This is a genomic window from Variovorax paradoxus (assembly GCF_030815855.1).
In the GTDB taxonomy this organism is placed as follows: Bacteria; Pseudomonadota; Gammaproteobacteria; order Burkholderiales; family Burkholderiaceae_C; genus Variovorax; species Variovorax paradoxus_M.
The window spans coordinates 1,778,145-1,799,664 of sequence record NZ_JAUSXG010000001.1; the positions used below are offsets into that span (position 1 = coordinate 1,778,145).

Annotated in this window: 21 protein-coding genes and 1 tRNA gene; 15 read left to right on the plus strand and 7 right to left on the minus strand. The window is 65.5% G+C overall.

Annotated features, from left to right (window positions below; all coding sequences use genetic code 11):
- Positions 1–39: 39 nt before the first annotated feature.
- Entirely contained in the window at positions 40–1,236 is a 1,197-nt protein-coding gene (locus QFZ42_RS08230; RefSeq protein WP_307700497.1) for an amino acid aminotransferase, read from the minus strand.
- Between the two features lie 105 nt (positions 1,237–1,341).
- Here QFZ42_RS08230 and uvrB point away from each other — a divergent pair, with 105 nt between their 5' ends.
- From uvrB to QFZ42_RS08300, 14 genes are all read left to right on the plus strand, one after another.
- The gene (gene uvrB / locus QFZ42_RS08235) at positions 1,342–3,459 is read left to right on the plus strand and encodes an excinuclease ABC subunit UvrB (protein WP_307700498.1); all 2,118 of its coding nucleotides are present in this window, start codon (positions 1,342–1,344) and stop codon (positions 3,457–3,459) included.
- A gap of 231 nt (positions 3,460–3,690) precedes the next feature.
- Positions 3,691–4,227 (plus strand): Fe-S cluster assembly transcriptional regulator IscR, encoded by a 537-nt coding sequence (gene iscR / locus QFZ42_RS08240; RefSeq protein ID WP_093237517.1) that lies wholly within the window; start codon positions 3,691–3,693, stop codon positions 4,225–4,227.
- Positions 4,228–4,312: 85 nt separating this feature from the next.
- Entirely contained in the window at positions 4,313–5,533 is a 1,221-nt protein-coding gene (locus tag QFZ42_RS08245) for an IscS subfamily cysteine desulfurase (protein WP_307700499.1), read from the plus strand.
- A 53-nt stretch (positions 5,534–5,586) separates the two neighbouring features.
- A complete protein-coding gene (gene iscU, locus QFZ42_RS08250; protein WP_307700500.1) occupies positions 5,587–6,006 on the plus strand; it encodes a Fe-S cluster assembly scaffold IscU in 420 nt (139 codons plus the stop codon).
- Between the two features lies 1 nt (position 6,007).
- Complete coding sequence (gene iscA / locus QFZ42_RS08255; protein ID WP_012747263.1) at positions 6,008–6,331, plus strand: iron-sulfur cluster assembly protein IscA; 324 nt, start codon at positions 6,008–6,010, stop codon at positions 6,329–6,331.
- A gap of 153 nt (positions 6,332–6,484) precedes the next feature.
- A complete protein-coding gene (gene hscB / locus QFZ42_RS08260; protein WP_307700501.1) occupies positions 6,485–7,003 on the plus strand; it encodes a Fe-S protein assembly co-chaperone HscB in 519 nt (172 codons plus the stop codon).
- Positions 7,004–7,012: 9 nt separating this feature from the next.
- Positions 7,013–8,872: a Fe-S protein assembly chaperone HscA gene (hscA, locus tag QFZ42_RS08265; RefSeq protein WP_307700502.1), complete on the plus strand. Its 1,860-nt coding sequence runs from the start codon at positions 7,013–7,015 to the stop codon at positions 8,870–8,872.
- 7 nt (positions 8,873–8,879) lie between these two features.
- Positions 8,880–9,218, plus strand: a complete 339-nt coding sequence (fdx, locus tag QFZ42_RS08270) for an ISC system 2Fe-2S type ferredoxin (RefSeq protein ID WP_126747248.1) — start codon at positions 8,880–8,882, stop codon at positions 9,216–9,218.
- A gap of 12 nt (positions 9,219–9,230) precedes the next feature.
- Positions 9,231–9,938: a DNA polymerase III subunit epsilon gene (dnaQ, locus tag QFZ42_RS08275; RefSeq protein WP_307700503.1), complete on the plus strand. Its 708-nt coding sequence runs from the start codon at positions 9,231–9,233 to the stop codon at positions 9,936–9,938.
- Positions 9,939–10,016: 78 nt separating this feature from the next.
- A tRNA-Val gene (locus QFZ42_RS08280) sits at positions 10,017–10,091 on the plus strand.
- 168 nt (positions 10,092–10,259) lie between these two features.
- Positions 10,260–10,373 (plus strand): stereocilin, encoded by a 114-nt coding sequence (locus QFZ42_RS08285; RefSeq protein ID WP_307700504.1) that lies wholly within the window; start codon positions 10,260–10,262, stop codon positions 10,371–10,373.
- A 31-nt stretch (positions 10,374–10,404) separates the two neighbouring features.
- The gene (locus QFZ42_RS08290; RefSeq protein ID WP_307700505.1) at positions 10,405–11,508 is read left to right on the plus strand and encodes an NAD(P)/FAD-dependent oxidoreductase; all 1,104 of its coding nucleotides are present in this window, start codon (positions 10,405–10,407) and stop codon (positions 11,506–11,508) included.
- A gap of 144 nt (positions 11,509–11,652) precedes the next feature.
- The gene (locus tag QFZ42_RS08295) at positions 11,653–11,949 is read left to right on the plus strand and encodes a glycine zipper domain-containing protein (protein WP_307700506.1); all 297 of its coding nucleotides are present in this window, start codon (positions 11,653–11,655) and stop codon (positions 11,947–11,949) included.
- 48 nt (positions 11,950–11,997) lie between these two features.
- Positions 11,998–12,717, plus strand: coding sequence for a phage holin family protein (locus QFZ42_RS08300; RefSeq protein WP_307700507.1), 720 nt, complete (start codon positions 11,998–12,000; stop codon positions 12,715–12,717).
- A 12-nt stretch (positions 12,718–12,729) separates the two neighbouring features.
- Here QFZ42_RS08300 and QFZ42_RS08305 read toward each other — a convergent pair whose 3' ends face one another.
- Complete coding sequence (locus tag QFZ42_RS08305) at positions 12,730–13,812, minus strand: quinone-dependent dihydroorotate dehydrogenase (protein ID WP_307700508.1); 1,083 nt, start codon at positions 13,810–13,812, stop codon at positions 12,730–12,732.
- Positions 13,813–13,852: 40 nt separating this feature from the next.
- On the opposite strand from QFZ42_RS08305, the gene rpiA reads away from it, so the two are divergent.
- Positions 13,853–14,584, plus strand: coding sequence for a ribose-5-phosphate isomerase RpiA (gene rpiA, locus QFZ42_RS08310; protein WP_307700509.1), 732 nt, complete (start codon positions 13,853–13,855; stop codon positions 14,582–14,584).
- Positions 14,585–14,629: 45 nt separating this feature from the next.
- On the opposite strand, the gene QFZ42_RS08315 is transcribed toward rpiA, so the two are convergent.
- The 5 genes from QFZ42_RS08315 to QFZ42_RS08335 all read right to left on the minus strand — a co-directional run bounded on the left by QFZ42_RS08315 (position 14,630) and on the right by QFZ42_RS08335 (position 21,478).
- Positions 14,630–15,274 (minus strand): glutaredoxin family protein, encoded by a 645-nt coding sequence (locus QFZ42_RS08315; RefSeq protein WP_307700510.1) that lies wholly within the window; start codon positions 15,272–15,274, stop codon positions 14,630–14,632.
- 30 nt (positions 15,275–15,304) lie between these two features.
- Positions 15,305–17,365 (minus strand): M3 family metallopeptidase, encoded by a 2,061-nt coding sequence (locus tag QFZ42_RS08320; protein ID WP_307700511.1) that lies wholly within the window; start codon positions 17,363–17,365, stop codon positions 15,305–15,307.
- Between the two features lie 11 nt (positions 17,366–17,376).
- The gene (folD, locus tag QFZ42_RS08325) at positions 17,377–18,228 is read right to left on the minus strand and encodes a bifunctional methylenetetrahydrofolate dehydrogenase/methenyltetrahydrofolate cyclohydrolase FolD (protein WP_307700512.1); all 852 of its coding nucleotides are present in this window, start codon (positions 18,226–18,228) and stop codon (positions 17,377–17,379) included.
- 80 nt (positions 18,229–18,308) lie between these two features.
- Positions 18,309–18,941 (minus strand): response regulator transcription factor, encoded by a 633-nt coding sequence (locus tag QFZ42_RS08330; protein ID WP_307700513.1) that lies wholly within the window; start codon positions 18,939–18,941, stop codon positions 18,309–18,311.
- Positions 18,938–21,478 carry a PAS domain-containing sensor histidine kinase gene (locus tag QFZ42_RS08335; protein ID WP_307700514.1) on the minus strand — a complete coding sequence of 847 codons (2,541 nt, stop codon included), beginning with the start codon at positions 21,476–21,478 and terminating at the stop codon, positions 18,938–18,940. The genes QFZ42_RS08330 and QFZ42_RS08335 overlap by 4 nt, the downstream gene beginning before the upstream one ends.
- Positions 21,479–21,520: the final 42 nt, after the last annotated feature.

A 21,520-nucleotide genomic window follows, 5' to 3' on the forward strand; every position in this document is an offset into this window, starting at 1 on the left:
AATCGTCGCAAAACGGATTCCCTCACGCTCTGCTGTCACCTAGATGACTTTGGCGATCGACGCGCAAACGTAGTCGATGTTCTTGCTGTTGAGCGCGGCCACGCACATGCGGCCGGTGTCGGTGCCGTACACGCCGAATTCGTTGCGCAGGCGCACCATCTGGTCCTTGCTGAGGCCCGAGTAGCTGAACATGCCGATCTGCGTGGTGATGAAGCTCATGTCCTGCTTCACGCCGGCGGCCTTGAGGCCGTCGACCAGCGTCTGGCGCATGGCCTTGATGCGCACGCGCATTTCGCCGAGTTCCTTTTCCCACAGGGCGCGCAGCTCGGGGTTGCCGAGCACCGCGGCCACTACGGCGCCGCCGTGGATCGGCGGATTGCTGTAGTTGGTGCGGATGGCGATCTTGAGCTGCGACAGCACGCGCCCGGCTTCTTCCTTGTTCTCGCACAGCACTGAAAGGGCGCCCACGCGTTCGCCGTACAGGCTGAAGCTCTTGGAGAAAGAGGTCGAGACGAAGAAGGTCAGGCCGGCATCGACGAACTTGGCAACGGCGGCGCCGTCTTCCTTCAGGCCGTAGCCGAAGCCCTGGTAGGCCATGTCGAGGAAGGGCACGAGGTTCCGGGCCTTGACCGCAGCCACCACCTGGTCCCACTGCGCCGGGGTGATGTCGTAGCCGGTCGGGTTGTGGCAGCAGGCGTGCAGCACCACGATGGTGCCGGCGGGCGCCGCGTTCAGGGCGGCCAGCATGCCGTCGAAATTGACGCCGCGCTTGGCCGCGTCGTAGTAGGGATAGCTTTCGACCTCGAAGCCCGCGTTGGTGAACAGCGCGCGGTGGTTTTCCCAGCTCGGGTCGCTGATGAGCACCTTGGCGTTGGGGTTGAGCTTCTTCAGGAAGTCGGCCCCGACCTTGAGGCCGCCGGTGCCGCCGATGCCCTGCACCGTGGCCACGCGGCCCGACTGCACGGGCTCGCTGTCCGCGCCGAAGACCAGGCCCTTGACCGCGTTGTCGTACGCCACGATGCCGTCGATCGGCAGGTAGCCGCGGGCGGTGGGCGCTTTCATCATGTTCTGTTCGGCGGCCTGCACGCACTGGAGCAGGGGCAGCTTGCCGTTGTCGTCGTAATAGACGCCGACGCCGAGGTTGACCTTGTTGGGGTTGGTGTCGGCGGCAAATTGCTCGTTGAGGCCGAGGATCGGGTCGCGCGGTGCCATCTCGACCGCGGTGAACATAGACATGGAAAGGTCCTTTGGGATGAAAGCTTCGCTGGCAACCGGACTTGCGCTACGCTTTCCGGTTGCCTTGAATTTTACCGGCGCCATCGCCACCTGTCGGGAACAGCCATGCCAGAGAACAACGAAGCCATAGCAGACCTGAAGAAACTGGACCCGATCGGTCCCGCGAAGCAGGGCGAATTCATCAAATATCCCGATTCGCCTTTTGAGCTCTTCCAGCCTTACCCGCCGGCCGGCGACCAGCCGAAGGCCATCGACGGGCTGGTGGACGGCGTTCTCGACGGCGAGGTGTTCCAGACGCTGCTGGGCGTGACCGGCTCGGGCAAGACCTTCACCATGGCCAACGTGATTGCGCGGCTCGGCCGCCCGGCCATCGTGTTTGCCCCCAACAAGACGCTGGCGGCGCAGCTCTACAGCGAATTTCGCGAGTTCTTCCCGAAGAACGCGGTCGAATATTTCGTAAGCTATTACGACTATTACCAGCCGGAGGCCTATGTGCCCCAGCGCGACCTGTTCATCGAGAAGGACTCGTCGATCAACGAGCACATCGAGCAGATGCGGCTATCGGCCACCAAGAGCGTGCTGGAGCGGCGCGACACGGTCATCGTGGCCACGGTAAGCGCCATTTACGGCATCGGCACGCCCGAGGACTACACGCAGATGCGTTTCATCATGCGGGTGGGCGACAAGATCGGCCAGCGCGACGTGATCGGGCGGCTGATTCGCATGCAGTACACCCGCAACGAGCAGGATTTTTCGCGCGGCACTTTCCGCGTGCGCGGCGACACCATCGACGTGTTTCCGGCCGAGCACAGCGAACTGGCGATCCGCATCGAGCTGTTCGACGACGAAATCGAGACGCTGCAGCTGTTCGACCCGCTCACGGGCCGCATTCGCCAGAAGATTCCGCGCTTCACCGTGTACCCGTCGAGCCACTATGTGACGCCGCGCGACAAGGTGCTGGGCGCGGTGGAAACCATCAAGATCGAGCTGGCCGAGCGGCTCAAGGAATTCGTCAGCCAGGGCAAGCTCGTCGAGGCGCAGCGGCTGGAGCAGCGCACCCGTTTCGACCTGGAAATGCTGGCCGAAATCGGCCACTGCAAGGGCATCGAGAACTACACGCGCCACCTCTCGGGCGCCGCGCCGGGCCAGCCGCCCGCCACGCTGACCGACTACCTGCCGAAGGACGCGCTGATGTTCCTCGACGAGAGCCATCAGATGGTCGGCCAACTCAGCGCCATGTACAACGGCGACCGGGCACGCAAGACCACGCTGGTCGAATACGGCTTCCGGCTGCCGAGCGCGCTGGACAACCGGCCGCTCAAGCTGGAGGAGTTTGAGACCCGCATGCGCCAGTGCATCTTCGTTTCGGCCACGCCCGCCCAGTACGAGAAGGACCATGCCGGCAACGTGGTCGAGCAACTGGTCCGGCCGACCGGCCTGATCGACCCCGAGGTCGAGGTGCGCCCCGCAACGCACCAGGTCGACGACGTGCTAGGCGAAATCCGCATCCGCGTCGAGAAGAACGAACGCGTGCTGATCACCACGCTGACCAAGCGCATGGCCGAGCAGCTGACCGACTACCTGGGCGACAACGGAGTGAAGGTGCGCTACCTGCACAGCGACGTCGACACGGTGGAGCGGGTGGAAATCCTGCGCGACCTGCGCCTGGGCACTTTCGACGTGCTGGTGGGCATCAACCTGCTGCGCGAAGGCCTGGATATTCCGGAGGTTTCGCTGGTCGCCATCCTGGATGCCGACAAGGAGGGCTTCCTGCGCGCCGAGCGCTCGCTGATCCAGACCATCGGCCGGGCGGCCCGCAACCTGAACGGCAAGGCCATCCTCTATGCCGATCGGATGACCGAGTCGATGAAAAAGGCCATCGGCGAAACCGAGCGCCGCCGCACGCGGCAAATTGCCCATAACGAGGCCAACGGCATCACGCCGCGCAGCATCGTCAAGCAGGTGCGCGACCTGATCGACGGCGTCTACAGCGAAAAGACGGGCAAGGAAATGGCCAAGCTCGACCTGGAGCGCGCCAAGGTCGAGGACATGAGCGAGAAAGACATCGCCCGGGAGATCAAGCGCCTGGAGAAGCTCATGCTCGAGCACGCCCGCAACCTCGAATTCGAGAAGGCGGCGCGGGTGCGCGACCAATTGGCGCTGCTGCGGGAACAGGCTTTTGGCGCCTCCGGCGGAGACAACATCGCCGTTCTGCCGTCCTGAGACGGGGTTCCGGTTTCTTCAAGCGGTTTGCGCTGGGGTTTACCCGAGCAAACTCCAGGGCCTTCTGCTATACTTGACCGAAATACTCAACAACAAAAAAGAACTTCGCGATGAAGGACCGATCCCACCGGCTGGTTCACCAGCGTCAGGGGTCGGGCAGGGCGGAGACGAAGTCACCACAGCCCCAGGCCAAGGTGTCATTTCAACGGTAAGCACTTGAAGGAGCTTGCGATGCGTCTCACTACCAAAGGCCGTTTTGCGGTCACAGCAATGATCGACCTGGCGCTGCGCCAGAACACCGGTCCGGTCACGCTGGCTGCGATCAGCCAGCGGCAGCAGATTTCGTTGTCGTACCTCGAACAGCTGTTCGGCAAACTGCGCCGCCACGAGCTGGTCGAGTCGACCCGCGGCCCCGGCGGCGGCTACAGCCTCGGCCGCAAGGCTGCGGATATCACCGTCGCAGACATCATTGTTTCCGTCGATGAGCCCATCGATGCCACGCAGTGCGGCGGCAAGGAAAACTGCCTCGGCGAAGCCGGCCGCTGCATGACGCACGAGCTCTGGGCGTCGCTGAACCAGCGCATGGTCGAGTTTCTCGATTCGGTCACGCTGCAAAAGCTGGTCGACGACCAGATCGCCAAGGGTGTGCAGATCGAGAACAAGCCGGTCGTCAAGCGCGCCATTTCCGCGCAGCCGGTGGTCAAGCCGATTCGCGTGAACGCGCCGAACTCGGTCTTTGCCCTCGGCAACGTGTTCGCGAAGTCCTGATGCCCTGAGTTGTGGCGCGCCTGCGGGCGCTGCCACCAGAAGCGCAGATCAAAGAAACAACCCCCCACGCCAGCCCGAGCCAGCCATGGACGTCACTCCTCATTTCCCGATCTATCTCGATTACGGCGCCACGACGCCCGTCGACCCGCGTGTGGTCGACGCCATGATTCCCTGGTTGCGCGAACATTTCGGCAACCCGGCATCGCGCAGCCACGCCTGGGGCTGGGAAGCGGAAGAGGCGGTCGAGAAGGCGCGCGGCCAGGTGGCAGACCTGATCAATGCCGACCCGCGTGAAATCGTCTGGACCTCTGGCGCCACCGAGTCGATCAACCTCGCGCTCAAGGGCGCGGCCCAGTTCTACAAGGGCAAGGGCAAGCACCTGATCACCCTGAAGACCGAGCACAAGGCCGTGCTCGACACCATGCGCGAACTCGAGCGCCAGGGCTTCGAAGTGACCTACCTCGATGTCGAGGAAAACGGCTTGGTCGATCTCGACAAGTTCAAGGCAGCGATCCGCCCCGACACCATCCTGGCCAGCGTGCTGTTCGTGAACAACGAAATCGGCGTGATCCAGGACGTGGTCGCGCTCGGCAATGTCTGCCGCGAAAAGGGCGTGATCTTCCATGTCGACTCGGCCCAGGCCACCGGCAAGGTCGACATCGACATCACGAAGCTGCCCATCGACCTGATGAGCCTTGCTTCGCACAAGACCTACGGCCCCAAGGGCATCGGCGCGCTGTACGTGCGCCGCAAGCCGCGCATTCGCCTCGAGGCGCAGATGCACGGCGGCGGCCACGAGCGCGGCATGCGCTCGGGGACCTTGCCCACGCACCAGATCGTCGGCATGGGCGAGGCCTACCGCATCGCCAAGCTCGAGATGAAGGACGACATCGCCCATGCGCGCCGCCTGCAGAAGCGTCTGCTTGACGGCCTGAAGGACGTGGAGCAGGTGTTCATCAACGGCGACCTCGAGCAGCGCGTGCCGCACAACCTGAACATGAGCTTCAACTACGTCGAAGGCGAGTCGCTGATCATGGGCATCAAGGGCCTGGCGGTGTCGTCGGGTTCGGCCTGCACCTCGGCCAGCCTCGAGCCCAGCTATGTGCTGCGCGCGCTGGGCCGAAGCGACGAACTGGCCCACAGCAGCCTGCGCATGACCATCGGCCGTTTCACGACCGAAGAAGAAATCGACTACGCCATCTCGACCATCAAGCACAACGTCGCCAAGCTGCGCGAGTTGAGCCCCCTGTGGGAGATGTTCCAGGATGGCGTCGACATCAGCACGATCCAGTGGTCGGCCCACTGACAAGAACGGCCCACCCGGCGCTCCACGATTGAACAAAGTTTGAGAGGTACACCATGGCATATTCTTCCAAGGTCATCGACCACTACGAAAATCCACGCAACGTCGGCTCCTTCGAAAAGGGCGACGACTCGGTCGGCACCGGCATGGTCGGCGCGCCGGCCTGCGGCGACGTCATGAAGCTGCAGATCAAGGTCAACCCCGAAACCGGCGTGATCGAAGACGCGCGCTTCAAGACCTATGGCTGCGGCTCCGCCATCGCTTCCTCGTCGCTCGTGACCGAATGGGTCAAGGGAAAGACGCTCGACGAAGCCGCTGCGCTCAAGAACGCGCAAATCGCCGAAGAACTGGCTCTCCCGCCGGTCAAGATTCACTGCTCCATCCTGGCCGAAGACGCCATCAAGGCCGCCGTGAGCGACTACAAGGCCAAGCACGGCGCCAAGACGGCGGAAGCCGAGCCGGCGGCTGTCCACTGACATGGCCGTCACGTTGACCGAAGCCGCTGCGCGCCACGTGACCCGTTACCTCGGCAAGCGGGGCAAGGGCGTGGGCGTGCGGCTGGGCGTGAAGACCACCGGTTGCTCGGGCCTGGCCTACAAGCTCGAGTACGTGGACGAGTTCGCGCCCGAAGACGTGGTGTTCGAAGACCATGGCGTGAAGGTGCTGGTCGACCCCAAGAGCCTGGCCTACATCGACGGCACGCAGCTCGACTTCGTGCGCGAGGGCTTGAACGAAGGCTTCAAGTTCATCAATCCGAACGAACGCGACCGTTGCGGCTGCGGGGAAAGCTTTCGCATCTGATGCGCCGTCGCTGACCGCGACAACAGCCGCCACCATGTCATGTGCTGGCGGTTTTTTCTTGATCCCTATGAGCCCCCACGTTCGGCACTTTGTGTCCTCACTGCCCTCCGAGGGGGCGCAGGCCGCCTTTGGGGCGGCCCGGCAGGCAGCCTGATGAACCTCAACGACACCGACTTTCAACTGTTCGCCGTCCCCGCGACTTTCGCGCAGGACCGCGCCGTGCTCGACGCGCGCTGGAAAGAGCTGCAACGCGAGGCGCACCCGGACCGCTTTGCCGCGCAGGGCGCCGCGGCGCAGCGCGTGGCCATGCAGTGGTCGGTCCGCATCAACGAGGCGTACCAGCGGCTCAAGGATCCGATCCGTCGTGCCAGCTACATCTGCGAACTGAACGGAGCGCCGCTGAACGCCGAGAACAACACGGCCATGCCGCCCGATTTCCTGATGCAGCAGATGGAGTGGCGCGAGGCGCTCGACGACGCGGACGACGTCGAAGCGGTCGAGCAGCTGCAGGCCGAGGTCGAAGCCGGCCGCGCCCGTGCGCTGTCATCGCTCGACTGGCTCATCGACGAGAAGGGCGACTATCCGGCCGCCGCGCAGCAGGTGAGAGCCCTCATGTTCATTGAGCGTTTCGGACAGGATGTCGAGGCCAAATTCGATCAGTTGGGACAATAGCCCCTAGTTATGGCACTTCTACAGATTTCAGAACCCGGCCAGGCGCCCGACCCGCATCAGCGCCGCATTGCCGTGGGCATCGACCTCGGCACCACGCATTCGCTGGTGGCCGCGGTGCGCAACGGCGTGGCCGAATGCCTGCCGGATGACCAAGGCCGCGTGCTGCTGCCTTCGGTCGTGCGCTACCTCGAGGGCGACCGCCGGCAGATCGGCTTCGATGCCGCAGCGGCGCGCGGGCAGGACCCCGCCAACACCATCACCTCGGTCAAGCGGCTCATGGGCCGGGGGCTGGCCGACATCTCGAACCGCGAATCGATGTCGTATCGCATCGAGGGCGGCGACGGCGGCATGGTGAAGGTGCAGACCCTGGCCGGCGAAAAATCGCCGGTCGAAATCAGCGCTGAAATTCTGGCGACCCTGCGCTACCGCGCGGAAGACACCTTCGACGACGAACTCTACGGCGCGGTCATTACCGTGCCGGCGTATTTCGACGAAGGCCAGCGCCAGGCCACCAAGGACGCCGCGCAACTGGCCGGCCTCAATGTGCTGCGCCTGATCAGCGAGCCGACGGCTGCCGCCATTGCGTACGGCCTCGACAATGCGAGCGAAGGCGTCTACGCGGTCTACGACCTCGGCGGCGGTACCTTCGACATTTCGATTCTTCGGCTGACCCAGGGCGTGTTCGAAGTGATCGCCACCGGCGGTGATTCGGCCCTCGGCGGCGATGACTACGACCATGCGCTTGCCGGCTTCGTGCTCGCGCAGACCGGTGCACACGCCGAGAGCGATGGCGACAAGGCTGCGTTGCTGGTCGCCGCCCGTGCCGCAAAAGAAGCGTTGACCGATTCCGAATCGGCCACCTTCCGCGCGGAGGTCGCGGGCCATGCGGTTCAAGTCGAAGTGACCCGCGCGCAGTTCGACACCGCCACGAAGCCGCTCACCGACCGCACGATTGCCGCTGTGCGCAAGGCGCTGCGCGACGCAAGGCTCAAGCCCGACGATCTGAAAGGCATCGTCCTGGTGGGGGGCTCCACCCGCATGCCGCAGATCCGCCGTGCGGTCGCCGATTTCTTCGGCCACGAGCCGCTCGTCAACCTGAACCCCGACGAAGTCGTGGCACTCGGCGCTGCCATCCAGGCCAACCAATTGGCCGGCAACAACGGCGCGGGCGATCTGCTGTTGCTCGACGTGATTCCGCTGTCGCTGGGCATCGAAACCATGGGCGGCCTGGTCGAGCGCATCGTTCCGCGCAACCAGACCATCCCGACGGCGATGGCGCAGGACTTCACCACCTATCAGGACGGCCAGACGGCTCTTGCCTTGCACGTGGTGCAGGGCGAGCGCGACCTGGTGGTCGATTGCCGCAGCCTCGCGCGCTTCACGCTCCGCGGCATTCCGCCGATGGCTGCGGGCGCGGCGCGCATCCGCGTGACCTTCACCGTTGACGCAGACGGATTGCTGAGCGTCAGCGCAAAAGAGCAGGGCAGCGGCGTCGAGGCCAGCGTCACGGTCAAGCCGTCGTACGGGCTCTCGGACGACCAGATCGCGACCATGCTGCAGGAGAGCTTCTCCACCGCGCAGCAGGACATCCAGGCGCGCGCGCTGGTCGAGGCACGCGTCGATGCCGAGCGCATGCTTCTCGCCACGCAGAGCGCGCTCGATGCCGACGGCGATCTGCTCGGTGGAGAAGAACGCACCGTCATCGATGCATCGATGGCCAGGCTGCGCGAAGCCGCCAAGGGCAATGATGCCGCGGCCATCGAAGGCGCCACCAAGGCACTGGCGAACGACACCGAAGCGTTTGCCGCCCAGCGCATGAACGCCGGCATTGCGCGCGCCTTGTCGGGCCGCAAGCTCGAATCCCTCTAAGAACAACATGCCCACCATCAAGATATTTCCGCATCCCGAATACTGCCCGCAGGGTGCAGAAATCACGGCGCCGGCCGGTACCTCGATCTGCGAGGCGCTGCTCGACAATCACATCAACATCGAGCACGCGTGCGAGATGAGCTGCGCCTGCACCACCTGCCACGTCATCGTGCGCCAGGGGTTCAATTCGCTGAACGAGGCCGAAGAGGGCGAGGAAGACCTGCTCGACCGCGCCTGGGGCCTGGAGCCACAATCGCGCCTCAGCTGCCAGGCGATCCTGGCGCAGGAAGATGTGACGGTCGAGATTCCCAAGTACTCGATCAACCACGCCAAAGAGAACCATTGAAAGAGCCATCGCATGTCGCGCCAGATCGTCCTCGACACTGAAACCACCGGCCTCTCCGCGGAGAACGGCGACCGCGTCATCGAGCTTGGCTGCGTGGAGCTGTTCGCGCGCAAGCTCACGGGCAACGACCTGCACATCTACTTCAACCCCGAGCGCGAGAGCCATGAAGACGCGCTCAAGGTGCACGGCCTGACGACCGACTTTTTGCGCGACAAGCCGAAGTTCGCCACGCTGGCCAACGACATCGTCGAGTACCTGCGCGGTGCCGAGCTGATCATTCATAACGCGGCCTTCGATGTCGGCTTTCTCAACAAGGAACTCGAACTGGCCGGCCTGCCGCCGCTGCGAAGCTTCGTCGGCGAAGTGACCGACACGCTGGCCATGGCGAAGCAGGTGTATCCGGGCAAGCGCAACTCGCTCGACGCACTGTGCGACCGTTTCGGCGTCGACCGCTCGAACCGCACCTTTCACGGCGCCAAGCTCGACGCGCAGCTGCTGGCCGACGTCTACATCAACCTCACGCGCGGCCAGGACGCGCTCTTGATCGACGTGTCGTCGAACGAGCCGGCGCAGGGCACCACCGTGGTCGCCATCGACTTGAGCCAGTTCGAACTGCCGGTGATCATGGCGGGCGAGCAGGAGCTTGCGGCGCACGAGGCGCTGTTGTCGCAGCTCGACAAATCCAGCAACGGACGCACGCTGTTTCGCCAAAACGGCTGAAATGCTGTGGCATAATCGAAGGCTTCGCGCAACGCGATTAATTCGGAGGCACTGCAGCGTGGTGCCAAAGAGTTGAAAGGGCGGTTAGCTCAGGGGTAGAGCACAGCATTCACACTGCTGGGGTCGGAGGTTCGAAACCTCCACCGCCCACCAAATTCCCCGAAACGAATCAGCGACTTGGATTGTCCCAAGTCGCTTTTTGTTTTGCGCGCTGCTGTCCGGCCTGCATTCGACTGTCGGCTCGTGCTGACGCCAGTTGCCGCCAAGTACCGGTTGCGTTCCCCACTGGAGCGCGTACAAGCGGGGCAAAGGAGAGCGATCATGGCCACCCATCCCGATCTTCCGCCGGACCTGCCCGTGGAGCCCGACGAAGGGCCGAACACACCGCCCAACGAAGAACCGACCGATCCGCAGCCGCCTCCGAGCCTGTCCTGAGTCGGCGCGCGAGCCGCGATAAGCTCGCGCTATGGATGAACTTGATTGCGCCGTGATCGGCGGCGGAGTGGTGGGCTTGGCAGTGGCGCGCGCCTTGGCGCTCGCGGGCCGGGAAGTGGTCGTGCTGGAAGCAGAAGGTGCCATCGGCACCGGAACGAGTTCGCGCAACAGCGAGGTGATTCATGCGGGCATCTACTACCCGCAGGGCTCGCTGAAGGCCCGCCTTTGCGTGGACGGCAAGCAGGCGCTCTATGACTACGCGGCGGAGCGCGGCGTGCCGCATCAGCGCTGCGGCAAGCTCATCCTGGCCACCTCGCTCGAACAGGTCGGACAGCTCGAAGTCATCCGCGCGAAGGCTGCCGCCAACGGCGTCGACGACCTTGTGCTGCTGACGGCCGAGCAGGCCATCGCCATGGAGCCGCAACTGCATTGCGTGGCCGCACTGCACTCGCCGAGCACGGGCATCGTCGACAGCCACGCGCTGATGCTGAGCCTGCTTGGCGACTTGGAGAACGCGGGCGGAATGCTGGCACTCAAATCGCCCATCGCGCGCGCGGAATGCGGCGCGGACGCTATCGTCCTGGTAGCGGAAGACGGGACGGCATTGCGCTGCAACACGGTCGTCAACGCGGCCGGACTTGGTGCGCCCGACTTGGCCAGGCGGTTCGCCGGCGTGCCCGCGGCGGCCATACCGACGGCTTACTTTGCCAAGGGCAACTATTTCACCCTGTCGGGGCGTGCGCCGTTCACCCGGCTCATCTACCCGGTGCCAGAGCCCGGCGGGCTGGGGGTGCACCTGACCCTCGATCTGGGCGGGCAGGCCAAGTTCGGGCCCGATGTGCAATGGGTCGAGTCGGCGGACGACCTGGTGGTGGATCCGGCGCGCGGCGACGGCTTCTACGCCGAGGTGCGCAAATATTGGCCCGCTCTGCCCGACGGCGGATTGATTCCGGGCTATGCGGGCATGCGGCCCAAGATTTCGGGGCCCGACGAGCCCGCGCGCGACTTCATGATCGACGGCCCTGAATCGCATGGCGTTCCCGGCCTGGTCAATCTCTTCGGCATCGAGTCGCCGGGGCTCACGAGCAGCCTCGCCATCGGGCGGTATGTGGCGCACTTGCTCGCGAGCGCCTGACGGATGCAATGCACCCCTTGCCATGCAGAAGTCTGCAGAACTGCCGTGCATGAGGGGCTTTTGTGCCTGTAACATGACACCACGCCATTTGCTGGCGTGAAGCCGCCGGCGCGGTGCCGGTGTCATCACGGAGGAAAGATTCCAATGAGTGCATCCAACAACATCGAGGCAGCAGCCGAAGACATCGCGAGCGACGTGCGCGGCGTGCTGGCCAGCAAGGACCTGGATTCGGTTCCCCACATCAAGGCCCTGCGCCAACGCATCGACACCAAGCTCGCCATTGCGCGCGAGCTTGCGGCGGAGAAGAGCAAGCTTGCGGCCCAGAAGGCCCGCGAAGCGGCCAACACCGCCAACGCCTACGCCCACGATGAACCGTGGCAGATTGCCGGCGCAGCGCTGGCCGTCGGTGTGCTGGTAGGTTTGCTGCTTGGCCGCCGCTGACCTGAGCGCACACCGCCGCGTTGTCGATCGCCGAGCGGGAGCCGGCGCATGAGCTTGCTGTCCTTGTTCGGGCTCAATGCCCGTCTGCGGCGGCTGCGCATCGCCGCGGCCGAAGGCGCCCTGGCCGCTGAAGACCGTGTGCAGCTCCTGCGCATGGCTTGGGAGGACGAGAAGCAGCGCCTCAAGCTGATGCTCGTCCTGGTGGTGGCCGTGCTCGGCCTCACCACCGTGGCGGTGGCATTGCTGTCGATGGCGGTGGTGGTGCATTTCTGGGACACGCCGCACCGCATCGCGGCGGCGTGGTCGGTGGCCGGTGTCTGGGTCGCGCTCTGGTTGGGCGCCGCGGTGGGCCTGTTCCTGACGCTTCGCAATGCCTCGAACAGCTTCGTTCCGGCGCGCCATGAATTCGAACGCGACTGGACCTGGGTTCAGGACAGTTTCGGGCTCGGCAAGGATCCCGACCAGGACCACGAGGCACCGCGTCCCCCGCGGCCCGCTACGCGCGAAGAACTGCTCGCGCGCATGGACCGCCAGCGTGAGCGCATTGCCACGATGCAGGGCACTCGCCCGACGCAGCCATCCGGTGCAGCGGCGGCTCCAGAAGCGCCGCCCGCCGATGAAACGGCGTCCGCCGCGGCGCTGCGCATCGCGCGGGAACACCCGGTGGCCACCGGCGTCGTGGCCGCGGTTGCGCTGGTGGTGATCCGTCCCAAGCGGCTGTTGCGTTGGGCGGCGGTGATCGCGCCGGTGCTCTGGCGCATGCGCTGAAAGAGCGGAGCTTCAGGCGCCGCTGCGGCTTTGCTGCAGCAGCGCCTGAGCCGCTTCGCGCACGAGGGCCGGGCCGCGATAGATGAGGCCGGTGTAGATCTGCACCACGTCGGCGCCCGCAGCAACCTTGGCCTTGGCGTCAGCCGCGCTCAGGATGCCGCCGACACCGACGATCGGAAAACCCGCTCCCAGCGCCGCGCGCAGCTGCGCAATCACGCGGTTGCTTGCCTCGCGCACGGGAGCGCCCGAAAGCCCGCCCACTTCCTCGGCATGCGGCAGGCCCGCGACCGCGTCGCGCGCCAGGGTGGTGTTGGTGGCGATCACACCGTCCATGTCGTGGCGCTGCAGCGTGGCCGCGATGACCGCGACCTGGCTCTCGTCGAGGTCGGGGGCGATCTTCACGAACAGCGGCACGCGTTTGCCGCCGCGTTCGGCCAGCGCCTGGCGCCGTTCGGCGATGGCGCCCAGCAGGGCATCGAGCGCCTCGTCGCTCTGCAGCGTCCGCAGATTGGCCGTGTTGGGGCTCGAGATGTTGATGGTCACGTAGTCGGCATGCGCATACACGCCGTCCAGGCAGGCCAGATAGTCGTCCACGGCGCGCTCGATGGGCGTGGCGGCGTTCTTTCCGATGTTCAGGCCGAGCAGCATCGGCTTCTTGCCGGCGCCGCCGCCGTTCTTGCGAAAGCGCGCCTTCTGAACGTTGGCGAGAAAGGCGTCGAGCCCTTCGTTGTTGAAGCCGAGCCGGTTGATCAGCGCCTCGCGCTTCGGCAGGCGGAACATGCGCGGCTTGGGGTTGCCCGGCTGTGCCTTGGGCGTGACCGTGCCGACCTCGACGAAACCGAAGCCCATGGCGGCGAAGGCGTCGATGCAGCGCGCGTTCTTGTCGAGCCCGGCCGCCAGCCCGACCCGGTTCGGAAATTCCAGCCCAGCGAGCCTGACCGGGTCATCGACGCGCGGCGCGGCGTAGGCGCAGGCCAGCGGCGTGTTCTGCGTGCGGGCCAGCCCGTCGAGCGTGAGTTCGTGGGCGTGTTCCGGGTCGAAGCCGAACAGAAAAGGCCGGGCCAGGCCGTAGAGCGAAGAGGGGAGCAGGGGCATCGGATAATTCTCGGCTTCAATGAGCCAAGGATTCTCCGCGATGACTGCACCCGTTTCTCCTTCTTCTGCCTCCGGCGCCGCGAATGGCACCGGCGCCATTTCCCAGGACGAGCTCAAGGCCCAGGTCGGCCGCGCCGCGCTGGCCTACGTGGTGAAGGGTGAAATCGTCGGCGTGGGCACCGGCTCGACGGTGAACAAGTTCATCGACGCGCTGGCCACGATCAAGGACGACATCAAGGGCGCGGTGTCGAGTTCGGTGGCCTCCACCGAACGCCTGCGCGCACTCGGCATTGCGGTGTTCGACAGCAACGAGGTCGAGGAGCTCGGCGTCTATATCGACGGCGCCGACGAAATCGATCATCACGGCTTCATGGTGAAGGGCGGCGGCGCGGCGCTCACGCGCGAAAAAATCGTCGCGGCGCAGTCGCGGCGCTTTGTCTGCATTGCCGATGCCTCCAAGCTGGTCGACACGCTCGGAGCATTTCCGCTGCCGGTGGAGGTCATTCCGATGGCGGCGCGCCGCGTGATGCGGCAGTTCGAAGCCATGGGTGGCATCGCGCAGGTGCGCGAAAAAGACGGCGTGGCGCTGGTGACGGACAACGGCCAGCACATCGTCGACGTGACGGGACTGCGGATCAGCGATCCGCTTGCCTTCGAATCGGAAGTGAGCCAGTGGCCCGGTGTGGTCACGGTCGGCGTGTTCGCCCATCAGAAGGCCGATGTGTGCCTGCTGGGCACGCCATCGGGCGTGCAGACGATGACGTTCGAGTGAAGAAAAGCGGCTGCCGGCCTCGACCGGCAGTCGCTCAGAAGCCGGTCAGAATTTGATGCCCGCCGGATTGCTCGGGCTCGGGCCGCTGGGAGCGGGGGCCGCCTGCTGCGGAGCAGGCGCCGCCGGCGCGGGTTCGCGCGCCACGGGTGCTGCCTGCACGGCAACCATCGGTCGGGCCGGCGGATTGCGATAGCCCGACGGCAGGCTGTTGCTCTTCGGATAGCCCGCAGCATCGAGGTACTGCGACCATTCGGTGTCGGAAAAGCCCTTGAGCTGCTGTGAACCGATGGTGAGCAGCGGCAGCGAGGCCTGACTGCTCATCCGTTGCAGCGCCTCGACGTCCTGGTTGCTCTTGACGGTGCGTTCCTCGAAAGGAATGCCGCGCGTGGTCAGCAGCGAGCGGGCGGTGCCGCACGGCGCGCATTCCTCGCCGGTGTACAGCGTGACGGGATAGCGCTGTGCCACCTGACGCAGTTCATACGGCAAGCCCGCATTGGCCGGAGCCACGATGCCGGCCTGCGGCCCCGCGGCCGGCTCGGTGCTGGCGGTGGGGGCCCGGTCCGAGAAGGTGACCTTGCCGTTCTTGTCGACATTGCGATAGACCGGCTGGGCCACGGCGCCTGCGGCGACGAGCAGCAGGGCGAAGCCGGACAGGCAATGCAAGGAGGTTTTCTTTTGGGTCGAATGCATTGCCTGAGTATCGCAAGCTTCAGGCCCGCTTCAAACGGGCTGGGCCTGCGCCATGCCCTGGTGTCGCAGCAGCGCATCAAGCTGGGGCTCGCGGCCACGGAAAGCCTTGAACGAATCCATGGCGCTGCGGCTGCCACCGGCCTCGAGAATGGCCTGGCGGTACCGGCGGCCGGTTTCGATGTTCGGCTGGCCGTCGGCGCCCACGGTTTCCTCGAAAGCCGCGTAGGCATCGGCGCTCAGCACCTCGGCCCACTTGTAGCTGTAGTAGCCGGCCGCGTAGCCGCCCGAGAAGATGTGGCTGAAGGTGTTCGGCGTGCGGCTGAACGGCGGCGCGGGCATCACGGCCACTTCGGCGCGCACCTTGCCCAGCAGCGCGAGCACGCCGCCGGGCTGTGCGGTGGCAGCCTGGTATTCGGTGTGCAGCAGCATGTCGAACAGCGAGAACTCGATCTGGCGCAGCGTCTGCAGGCCGCTCTGGAAGTTCTTGGCGGCGGTCATCTTGTCGAACAGCGCGCGCGGCAGCGGCTCGCCGGTGTCGACATGGGCCGTCATGTGCCTGAGTACGTCCCACTCCCAGCAGAAGTTTTCCATGAACTGGCTCGGCAGTTCGACGGCGTCCCATTCGACGCCGCTGATGCCCGACACGTCGCGCTCGTTCACCTGCGTGAGCATGTGGTGCAGGCCGTGGCCGAACTCGTGGAAGAGGGTGGTCACGTCGTCGTGCGTGAGCAGCGGCGGCTTGCCGTCGACGCCGCTCGCGAAGTTGCAGACCAGCTGTGCCACCGGCGTTTGCAGCACGCCGTCGTCGGGCCGCAGCCATCGCGCGCGCACGTCGTCCATCCAGGCGCCGCCGCGCTTGGCGGCGCGGGCCGAGGGGTCGAGATAGAACTGGCCGACCTTCTGGCTGCCTTCAGGGGTCTGGCGCTCGATGCGGTAGAACTCGACGCTCGGGTGCCATGTAGGTGCGCTGTCGCGCCGAATGGAAACCTCGAACAGCGTCTCGACGATCTTGAACAAGCCGGCCATCACCTTGGGCGCCGGGAAGTACTGCTTGACCTCCTGCTCGCTGAAGGCATAGCGCGCTTCCTTCAGCTTTTCGCCGATGTAGCTCCAGTCCCAGGCCTGCGGATCGGCGATGCCCAACTGCTCCGATGCGAACACGCGCAAGTCGGCCAGATCGCGCTCGCCATACGGCTTGGCCTTGACGGCCAGATCGCGCAGGAACTTGATCACCTGCTCGGGCGATTCGGCCATCTTGGGCACGACCGAGAGTTCGCCGAAATTCTTGTAGCCGAGCAGCTTTGCTTCTTCTTCGCGCAGCGCGAGGATCTCGTTGATCAGCGCCGTGTTGTCGAAGGCCGAATCGCCGAGCTCGCTGGCGCGCGTGACATACGCACGGTAGAGCGTTTCGCGCAGCGCGCTGCTCCTGGCGAACTGCATCACGGGCAGATAGCAGGGCATCTTGAGCGTGAGCTTGTAGCCTTGCTTGCCCTCGGCTTCGGCGGCGGCGCGCGCCGCGCTCACCACGTCTTCGGGCACGCCCTCGAGCTCGCCCAGCGCCGCGTAGTAAGAGAAGGCGTCGGTGGCGTCGAGCGCGTTCTCGCTGAACTTCTGGCTCAGTTCGGCCTGGCGTTCCTGGATCTCGGCAAAGCGCTTCTTCGCCTCGCCCTGCAGCTCCGCGCCGCCGAGCACGAAGTTGCGCACCGCGTTGCGATGCGCCTGGCGCTGTTCCGGGTTGAGCGTGGCCACGTCGATGGCCTTGTACTTGGCGTAGAGGCGCTCGTCGGAACCCAGCCGGGTCCAGAACGCGGTGACGCGCGGCATGGCGTCGTTGTAGGCGGCGCGCAGCTCCGGCGTGTCGGCCACGGCATTGAGATGGCCGACGGCACCCCAGGCGCGGCTGAAGCGGTCCGACGCGACGTCGAGCACCTTGGAAATCGCGTTCCAGTCCGCGGGGAAGTCGGCGGCCGTCACGGTTTGCAGCGCTGCCTCGGCGTCGGCCAGCAAGATGTCGACGGCGGGCGCAACGTGAGCGGGCTCGATGCGGTCGAACAGCGGAAGGTCGGTGAAGTCGAGGAGGGGATTGGTCATGGCCATGGAAATCACTTGGCGGCGCGTTCCGCGGCTTCAAGGGTGTTGAGGAGCAGCATCGCGCGCGTCATGGGGCCGACGCCGCCAGGTACCGGGGTGATCCAGCCGGCCACTTCCTTGACGCCGTCGAAGTCCACGTCGCCGGTGAGCTTGCCGTCTTCCTTGCGGTTCATGCCCACGTCGATGACGACCGCGCCGGGCTTCACCATGTCGGCTGTCACGAGGTTGCGCTTGCCCACGGCCGCGACGATCACGTCGGCCTGGCGCGTGAGGGCGGCGAGGTCTTGCGTGGCGCTGTGGCAGATGGTGACGGTGGCGCTCTGGGCCAGCAGCATCATGGCCATGGGCTTGCCGACAATGTTGCTGCGGCCGATGACCACCGCGTGCTTGCCGCGCAGGTCGTAGCCGATGGATTCGAGCATCTTCATGCAGCCGTGCGGCGTACAGGGCCAGAAGCCCGGCGCACCGGTCATGAGCGCGCCGGCGCTCGCAACGTGGAAGCCGTCCACGTCCTTGGTAGGCGAGATCGTCTCGATGACCTTCTGGCTGTCCATGTGCCGGGGGAGCGGCAGCTGGACCAGGATGCCGTGCACCTTGGGATCGTCGTTGAGAGCTCGGATGCGGTTCAGCAAGTCGGCCTCGCTCATGTCGGCGGGGTAGGTCTCGAGCGTGGCCGAAAGGCCGGTTTCGGTGCTGTCGTTGACCTTGTGCTTCGTGTAGACCTGACTCGCCGGGTCGCTGCCCACGAGGATGATGGAGAGGGCCGGGTTCATGCCGCTGGCCTTGAGTGCGGCGGTGCGGCCGGCGACCTTGGCGCGAATGGTTTTGGCGAGGGCGTTGCCGTCGATCAGTTGAGCGGTCATCGGTTTCGATTTTCCAAGTAAAAACGCCCGCTTGCGCAGGCGTGGGGGACATTCATCGCTATCGAAGGGATAGCCGGTCTCTAGGGCTTTGCCGCGGGTGCCGCCTGTCCGAGCGCGATCTTGAGCAGATCGGCCACGGTGTTGGCGTTGAGCTTTTCCATGATGTTGGCGCGATGCGCCTCGACCGTCTTGATGCTGATGCCCAGGTCGTCGGCAATCTGCTTGTTCAGGCGGCCGGCCACGATGCGCTCGAGCACCTGGGCTTCGCGGCCGGTGAGCTTGGACAGCAGTGCATCGCGGCTGGCCGACTGCTGGTGCTGCGTGAAGGCGCCGCGCGCGTGCTCGAGCATGCGCTCGACCAGCGTGACGAGCTCTTCGTCGTTGAAGGGCTTCTGGATGAAATCCATGGCGCCCTTCTTCATGCTGTCGACCGCCATCGGCACGTCGCCGTGGCCCGTGATCACCACGATGGGCAGCGGAGAGCGCCGCTCGATCAGCCGGTCTTGCAGCTCAAGGCCGGTCATTCCGGCCATGCGGATGTCGACGATCAGACAGGCGACTTCGCGCGGGTCGTATCGGGAAAGGAAGGACTCGGCCGAATCGAAGCAGCGAACCCTGTAGTCCTTGCCCTCGAGCAGCCATTGAAGCGAATCTCGTACGGCCTCGTCGTCGTCGACGACATAGACAGTGCCCTTCTTCGGAATCAAACTCATGCAGGTACCTTTGCCTCGTCGCTTGCTACGGAACTGGGAGCATCCAACACCGGAATCCAGAAGGAAAAACGGCATCCGATCACATCCGGACCATTGTAGATGTTCTCCGCCTGCATCCGTCCGCGGTGCGATTCGACGATGGTTCGGCAGAGATTCAGCCCGATGCCCATGCCTTCGGGCTTGGTGGAGAAGAAGGCCTCGTAGAGCCGGTCCATCACTTCCGGGGCCAAGCCCTTGCCGGTGTCCTGCACCGAGAATTCGATGGCGTTGTGACCCTCGATCGTCTTGGGCAGCACGCGCAGCTCGACGCTCCGGCGTGCCAGCGGGCGCTCGGCAATGTCGATCGCCTCGGCGGCGTTCTTCAGCAGATTGACCATCACCTGCTCGATCAGGATCGGGTCGACCCGCACCACCGGCAGTCGCGCGGCCACGTAGTGATTGAGCCGCACATTGCGTCGCCGCAGTTCGATGCCCGCCAGTTCCACGGCCTCGCTCACCATGGTGGCCACGTCGGCGGCCGTGCGGTTGGGCTCGCTGCGCTTCACGAAGGAGCGGATGCGCTGAATGATCTGGCCTGCGCGCTGCGCCTGCTTGGAGGTTTTTTCGAGCGCCGCGAGCAGCGCGTCAGTCTCGATCGTCTGCCCCTTGATGCGCGACATCATCCCGTTGCAGTAGTTGGTGATGGCCGTCAGCGGCTGGTTGAGCTCATGCGCCACGCTGGATGCCATTTCGCCCATGGTGATCAGGCGGCTCGCGGCCTGGGCGCGATCGGCCTGGGCGGCGGCTTGCTCCTCGGCATCGCGGCGCGGCGTGATGTCAGTGGCAATCACGAGCTGGGCCAGCCGCCCGTCGACCCAGGTGAGATAGCGCGAACGCACTTCGAGCCATTTGCCCAGATGCGGCACGAAGATTTCGTTGTTGGCGGTCTGGGCGGCGGTCAACGTATCGATCGGCAGGCCGGCATAGGGGTCGACGTCGTCCAGGCCTTCGTCGTGCGCGTTCGAGGCGGGCACGCCAGCTTGCGCCACCATGCCCAGGTGGCCGACGGTGTCGGAGCCGAACCAGAGCCGGTACAGCTTGTTCGCGAACAGCAGTTCCTCGCTGCCGATGGGGGCCACCGACACCGCGGCATCGAGGGCCTCCAGCACCGTGGTGAAGCGCTCGTACGACGCCGACAACTGCTCGCGGATGCGCGTAGGCTCGGTGATGTCGGTCATCGACGTCATCCAGCCGGTCTGGTGGCCGCGCGCGTCGATCAGCGGCGACACATAGAGGCGGGCATTGAACACGCTGCCGTTCTTGCGCTTCACGCGCACCTGGAAGCCGCCGGGCAGGGCGCGTCCATGCAGTTCTTCCTCGAGCCGCTCGTTCATGACTTCGCGGTCCGACTCCAGCCAGTAGGGGAAGGGCGGCGCCTGGCCCACCAGTTCGGCTTCGCTCCATCCCGTCATGGCGCAGAAAGCGGCGTTCACGTAGGTGATGCGCCCTTGCAGGTCGAGCACGCGCATGCCGGTCAGCATGGAGTTTTCCATGGCGCGCCGGAAATTGGTTTCGGCGACCAGGCGCTGCTGCGCCTGCTGGCGCCGCCGGGTGTGCCGCCAGGTGCCGATCAGCATCCAGCTGGTGAGCACGCTGAGCGCGCAGACCAGCCAGAACAAGCCATTGCCGACCACGCCTTGCGAGGTGCGGTAGGCCTGCGCCCGCAGCACAAGCGCGTTGCCCACGGGCGACACTGGCACTTCGTACTCATTGGTTCTTTCGGACCAGGGCAGGAGGCGCGTGCCGCCTTCCCTCGGGCTGGTGGTGTTGCCGGCGATCGGGTTGCCCTTGGCGTCGAGCAGCGACACCGCATAGCGCGCCTGCACCTCCGAGGGCATGCCGTAACGCAGCAGGCCGTCGATCGAAAACTCGCCCAGTACCACGCCCGCGAACAGGCCCTGGTCGAACAGCGGAATATGCAGCTGCAGCATGGCCGTGGGGTCCCCGCCGGCCGCCGGCTGAGAAAAAACCGGCTGGCGCAGTTCGCGCGCCAGTGCGTAGTTGCTCTCGATATCGCCCGGGCGCAGCACGTCGCCGATGAGGTGCTGCTGCGCGGGATGCACGCTCGGCGCGGAATAGCCGGCCTTGAAGCGGCGGCGGTCGTCGATCCACGTGACCGTCTGCAATTCGGGAAACTGGCTCACCAGCGATTCTGCGCGGCTCGCGAACTCGACCGGATCGATCTCGCGGTTCGATGCATCGCGCGCGATGCGCATCAGCTGTTCCTGGCGTTCGAGCAGGCGCAGGCGCATGCGCTGCTGCGCGTACTCGACATCCCGCCGCACCGACTCCTGCTCGCGCTCGACTTCCTCGGTGCGCAGGTACCAGAACGCCGAAACGATGGCGGCCAGGAACAGCAGCACCGCCGCAATCGGCGCGAGCATGGCGACCGCATCCTGCAGCACCGGCGTCTGCCGGCGCCACCAGCGGCGCCACCAGGAAAGAGGGGACGCATTCACGGCGCTGCGGGCCACCGCCAGCGGAGAGGAAAGAGGCATCTTCCGAGTTTAGGGGATGCTCCTTGCGCGGGGCGCTCAAGT

Bases quoted from the DNA above. Each gene is read 5' to 3' on its own strand.
- QFZ42_RS08230 (WP_307700497.1), bottom strand. From the start codon at position 1,236: ATGTCTATGTTCACCGCGGTCGAGATGGCACCGCGCGACCCGATCCTC.
- uvrB (WP_307700498.1), top strand. From the start codon at position 1,342: ATGCCAGAGAACAACGAAGCCATAGCAGACCTGAAGAAACTGGACCCG.
- iscR (WP_093237517.1), top strand. From the start codon at position 3,691: ATGCGTCTCACTACCAAAGGCCGTTTTGCGGTCACAGCAATGATCGAC.
- QFZ42_RS08245 (WP_307700499.1), top strand. From the start codon at position 4,313: ATGGACGTCACTCCTCATTTCCCGATCTATCTCGATTACGGCGCCACG.
- iscU (WP_307700500.1), top strand. From the start codon at position 5,587: ATGGCATATTCTTCCAAGGTCATCGACCACTACGAAAATCCACGCAAC.
- iscA (WP_012747263.1), top strand. From the start codon at position 6,008: ATGGCCGTCACGTTGACCGAAGCCGCTGCGCGCCACGTGACCCGTTAC.
- hscB (WP_307700501.1), top strand. From the start codon at position 6,485: ATGAACCTCAACGACACCGACTTTCAACTGTTCGCCGTCCCCGCGACT.
- hscA (WP_307700502.1), top strand. From the start codon at position 7,013: ATGGCACTTCTACAGATTTCAGAACCCGGCCAGGCGCCCGACCCGCAT.
- fdx (WP_126747248.1), top strand. From the start codon at position 8,880: ATGCCCACCATCAAGATATTTCCGCATCCCGAATACTGCCCGCAGGGT.
- dnaQ (WP_307700503.1), top strand. From the start codon at position 9,231: ATGTCGCGCCAGATCGTCCTCGACACTGAAACCACCGGCCTCTCCGCG.
- QFZ42_RS08285 (WP_307700504.1), top strand. From the start codon at position 10,260: ATGGCCACCCATCCCGATCTTCCGCCGGACCTGCCCGTGGAGCCCGAC.
- QFZ42_RS08290 (WP_307700505.1), top strand. From the start codon at position 10,405: ATGGATGAACTTGATTGCGCCGTGATCGGCGGCGGAGTGGTGGGCTTG.
- QFZ42_RS08295 (WP_307700506.1), top strand. From the start codon at position 11,653: ATGAGTGCATCCAACAACATCGAGGCAGCAGCCGAAGACATCGCGAGC.
- QFZ42_RS08300 (WP_307700507.1), top strand. From the start codon at position 11,998: ATGAGCTTGCTGTCCTTGTTCGGGCTCAATGCCCGTCTGCGGCGGCTG.
- QFZ42_RS08305 (WP_307700508.1), bottom strand. From the start codon at position 13,812: ATGCCCCTGCTCCCCTCTTCGCTCTACGGCCTGGCCCGGCCTTTTCTG.
- rpiA (WP_307700509.1), top strand. From the start codon at position 13,853: ATGACTGCACCCGTTTCTCCTTCTTCTGCCTCCGGCGCCGCGAATGGC.
- QFZ42_RS08315 (WP_307700510.1), bottom strand. From the start codon at position 15,274: ATGCATTCGACCCAAAAGAAAACCTCCTTGCATTGCCTGTCCGGCTTC.
- QFZ42_RS08320 (WP_307700511.1), bottom strand. From the start codon at position 17,365: ATGACCAATCCCCTCCTCGACTTCACCGACCTTCCGCTGTTCGACCGC.
- folD (WP_307700512.1), bottom strand. From the start codon at position 18,228: ATGACCGCTCAACTGATCGACGGCAACGCCCTCGCCAAAACCATTCGC.
- QFZ42_RS08330 (WP_307700513.1), bottom strand. From the start codon at position 18,941: ATGAGTTTGATTCCGAAGAAGGGCACTGTCTATGTCGTCGACGACGAC.
- QFZ42_RS08335 (WP_307700514.1), bottom strand. From the start codon at position 21,478: ATGCCTCTTTCCTCTCCGCTGGCGGTGGCCCGCAGCGCCGTGAATGCG.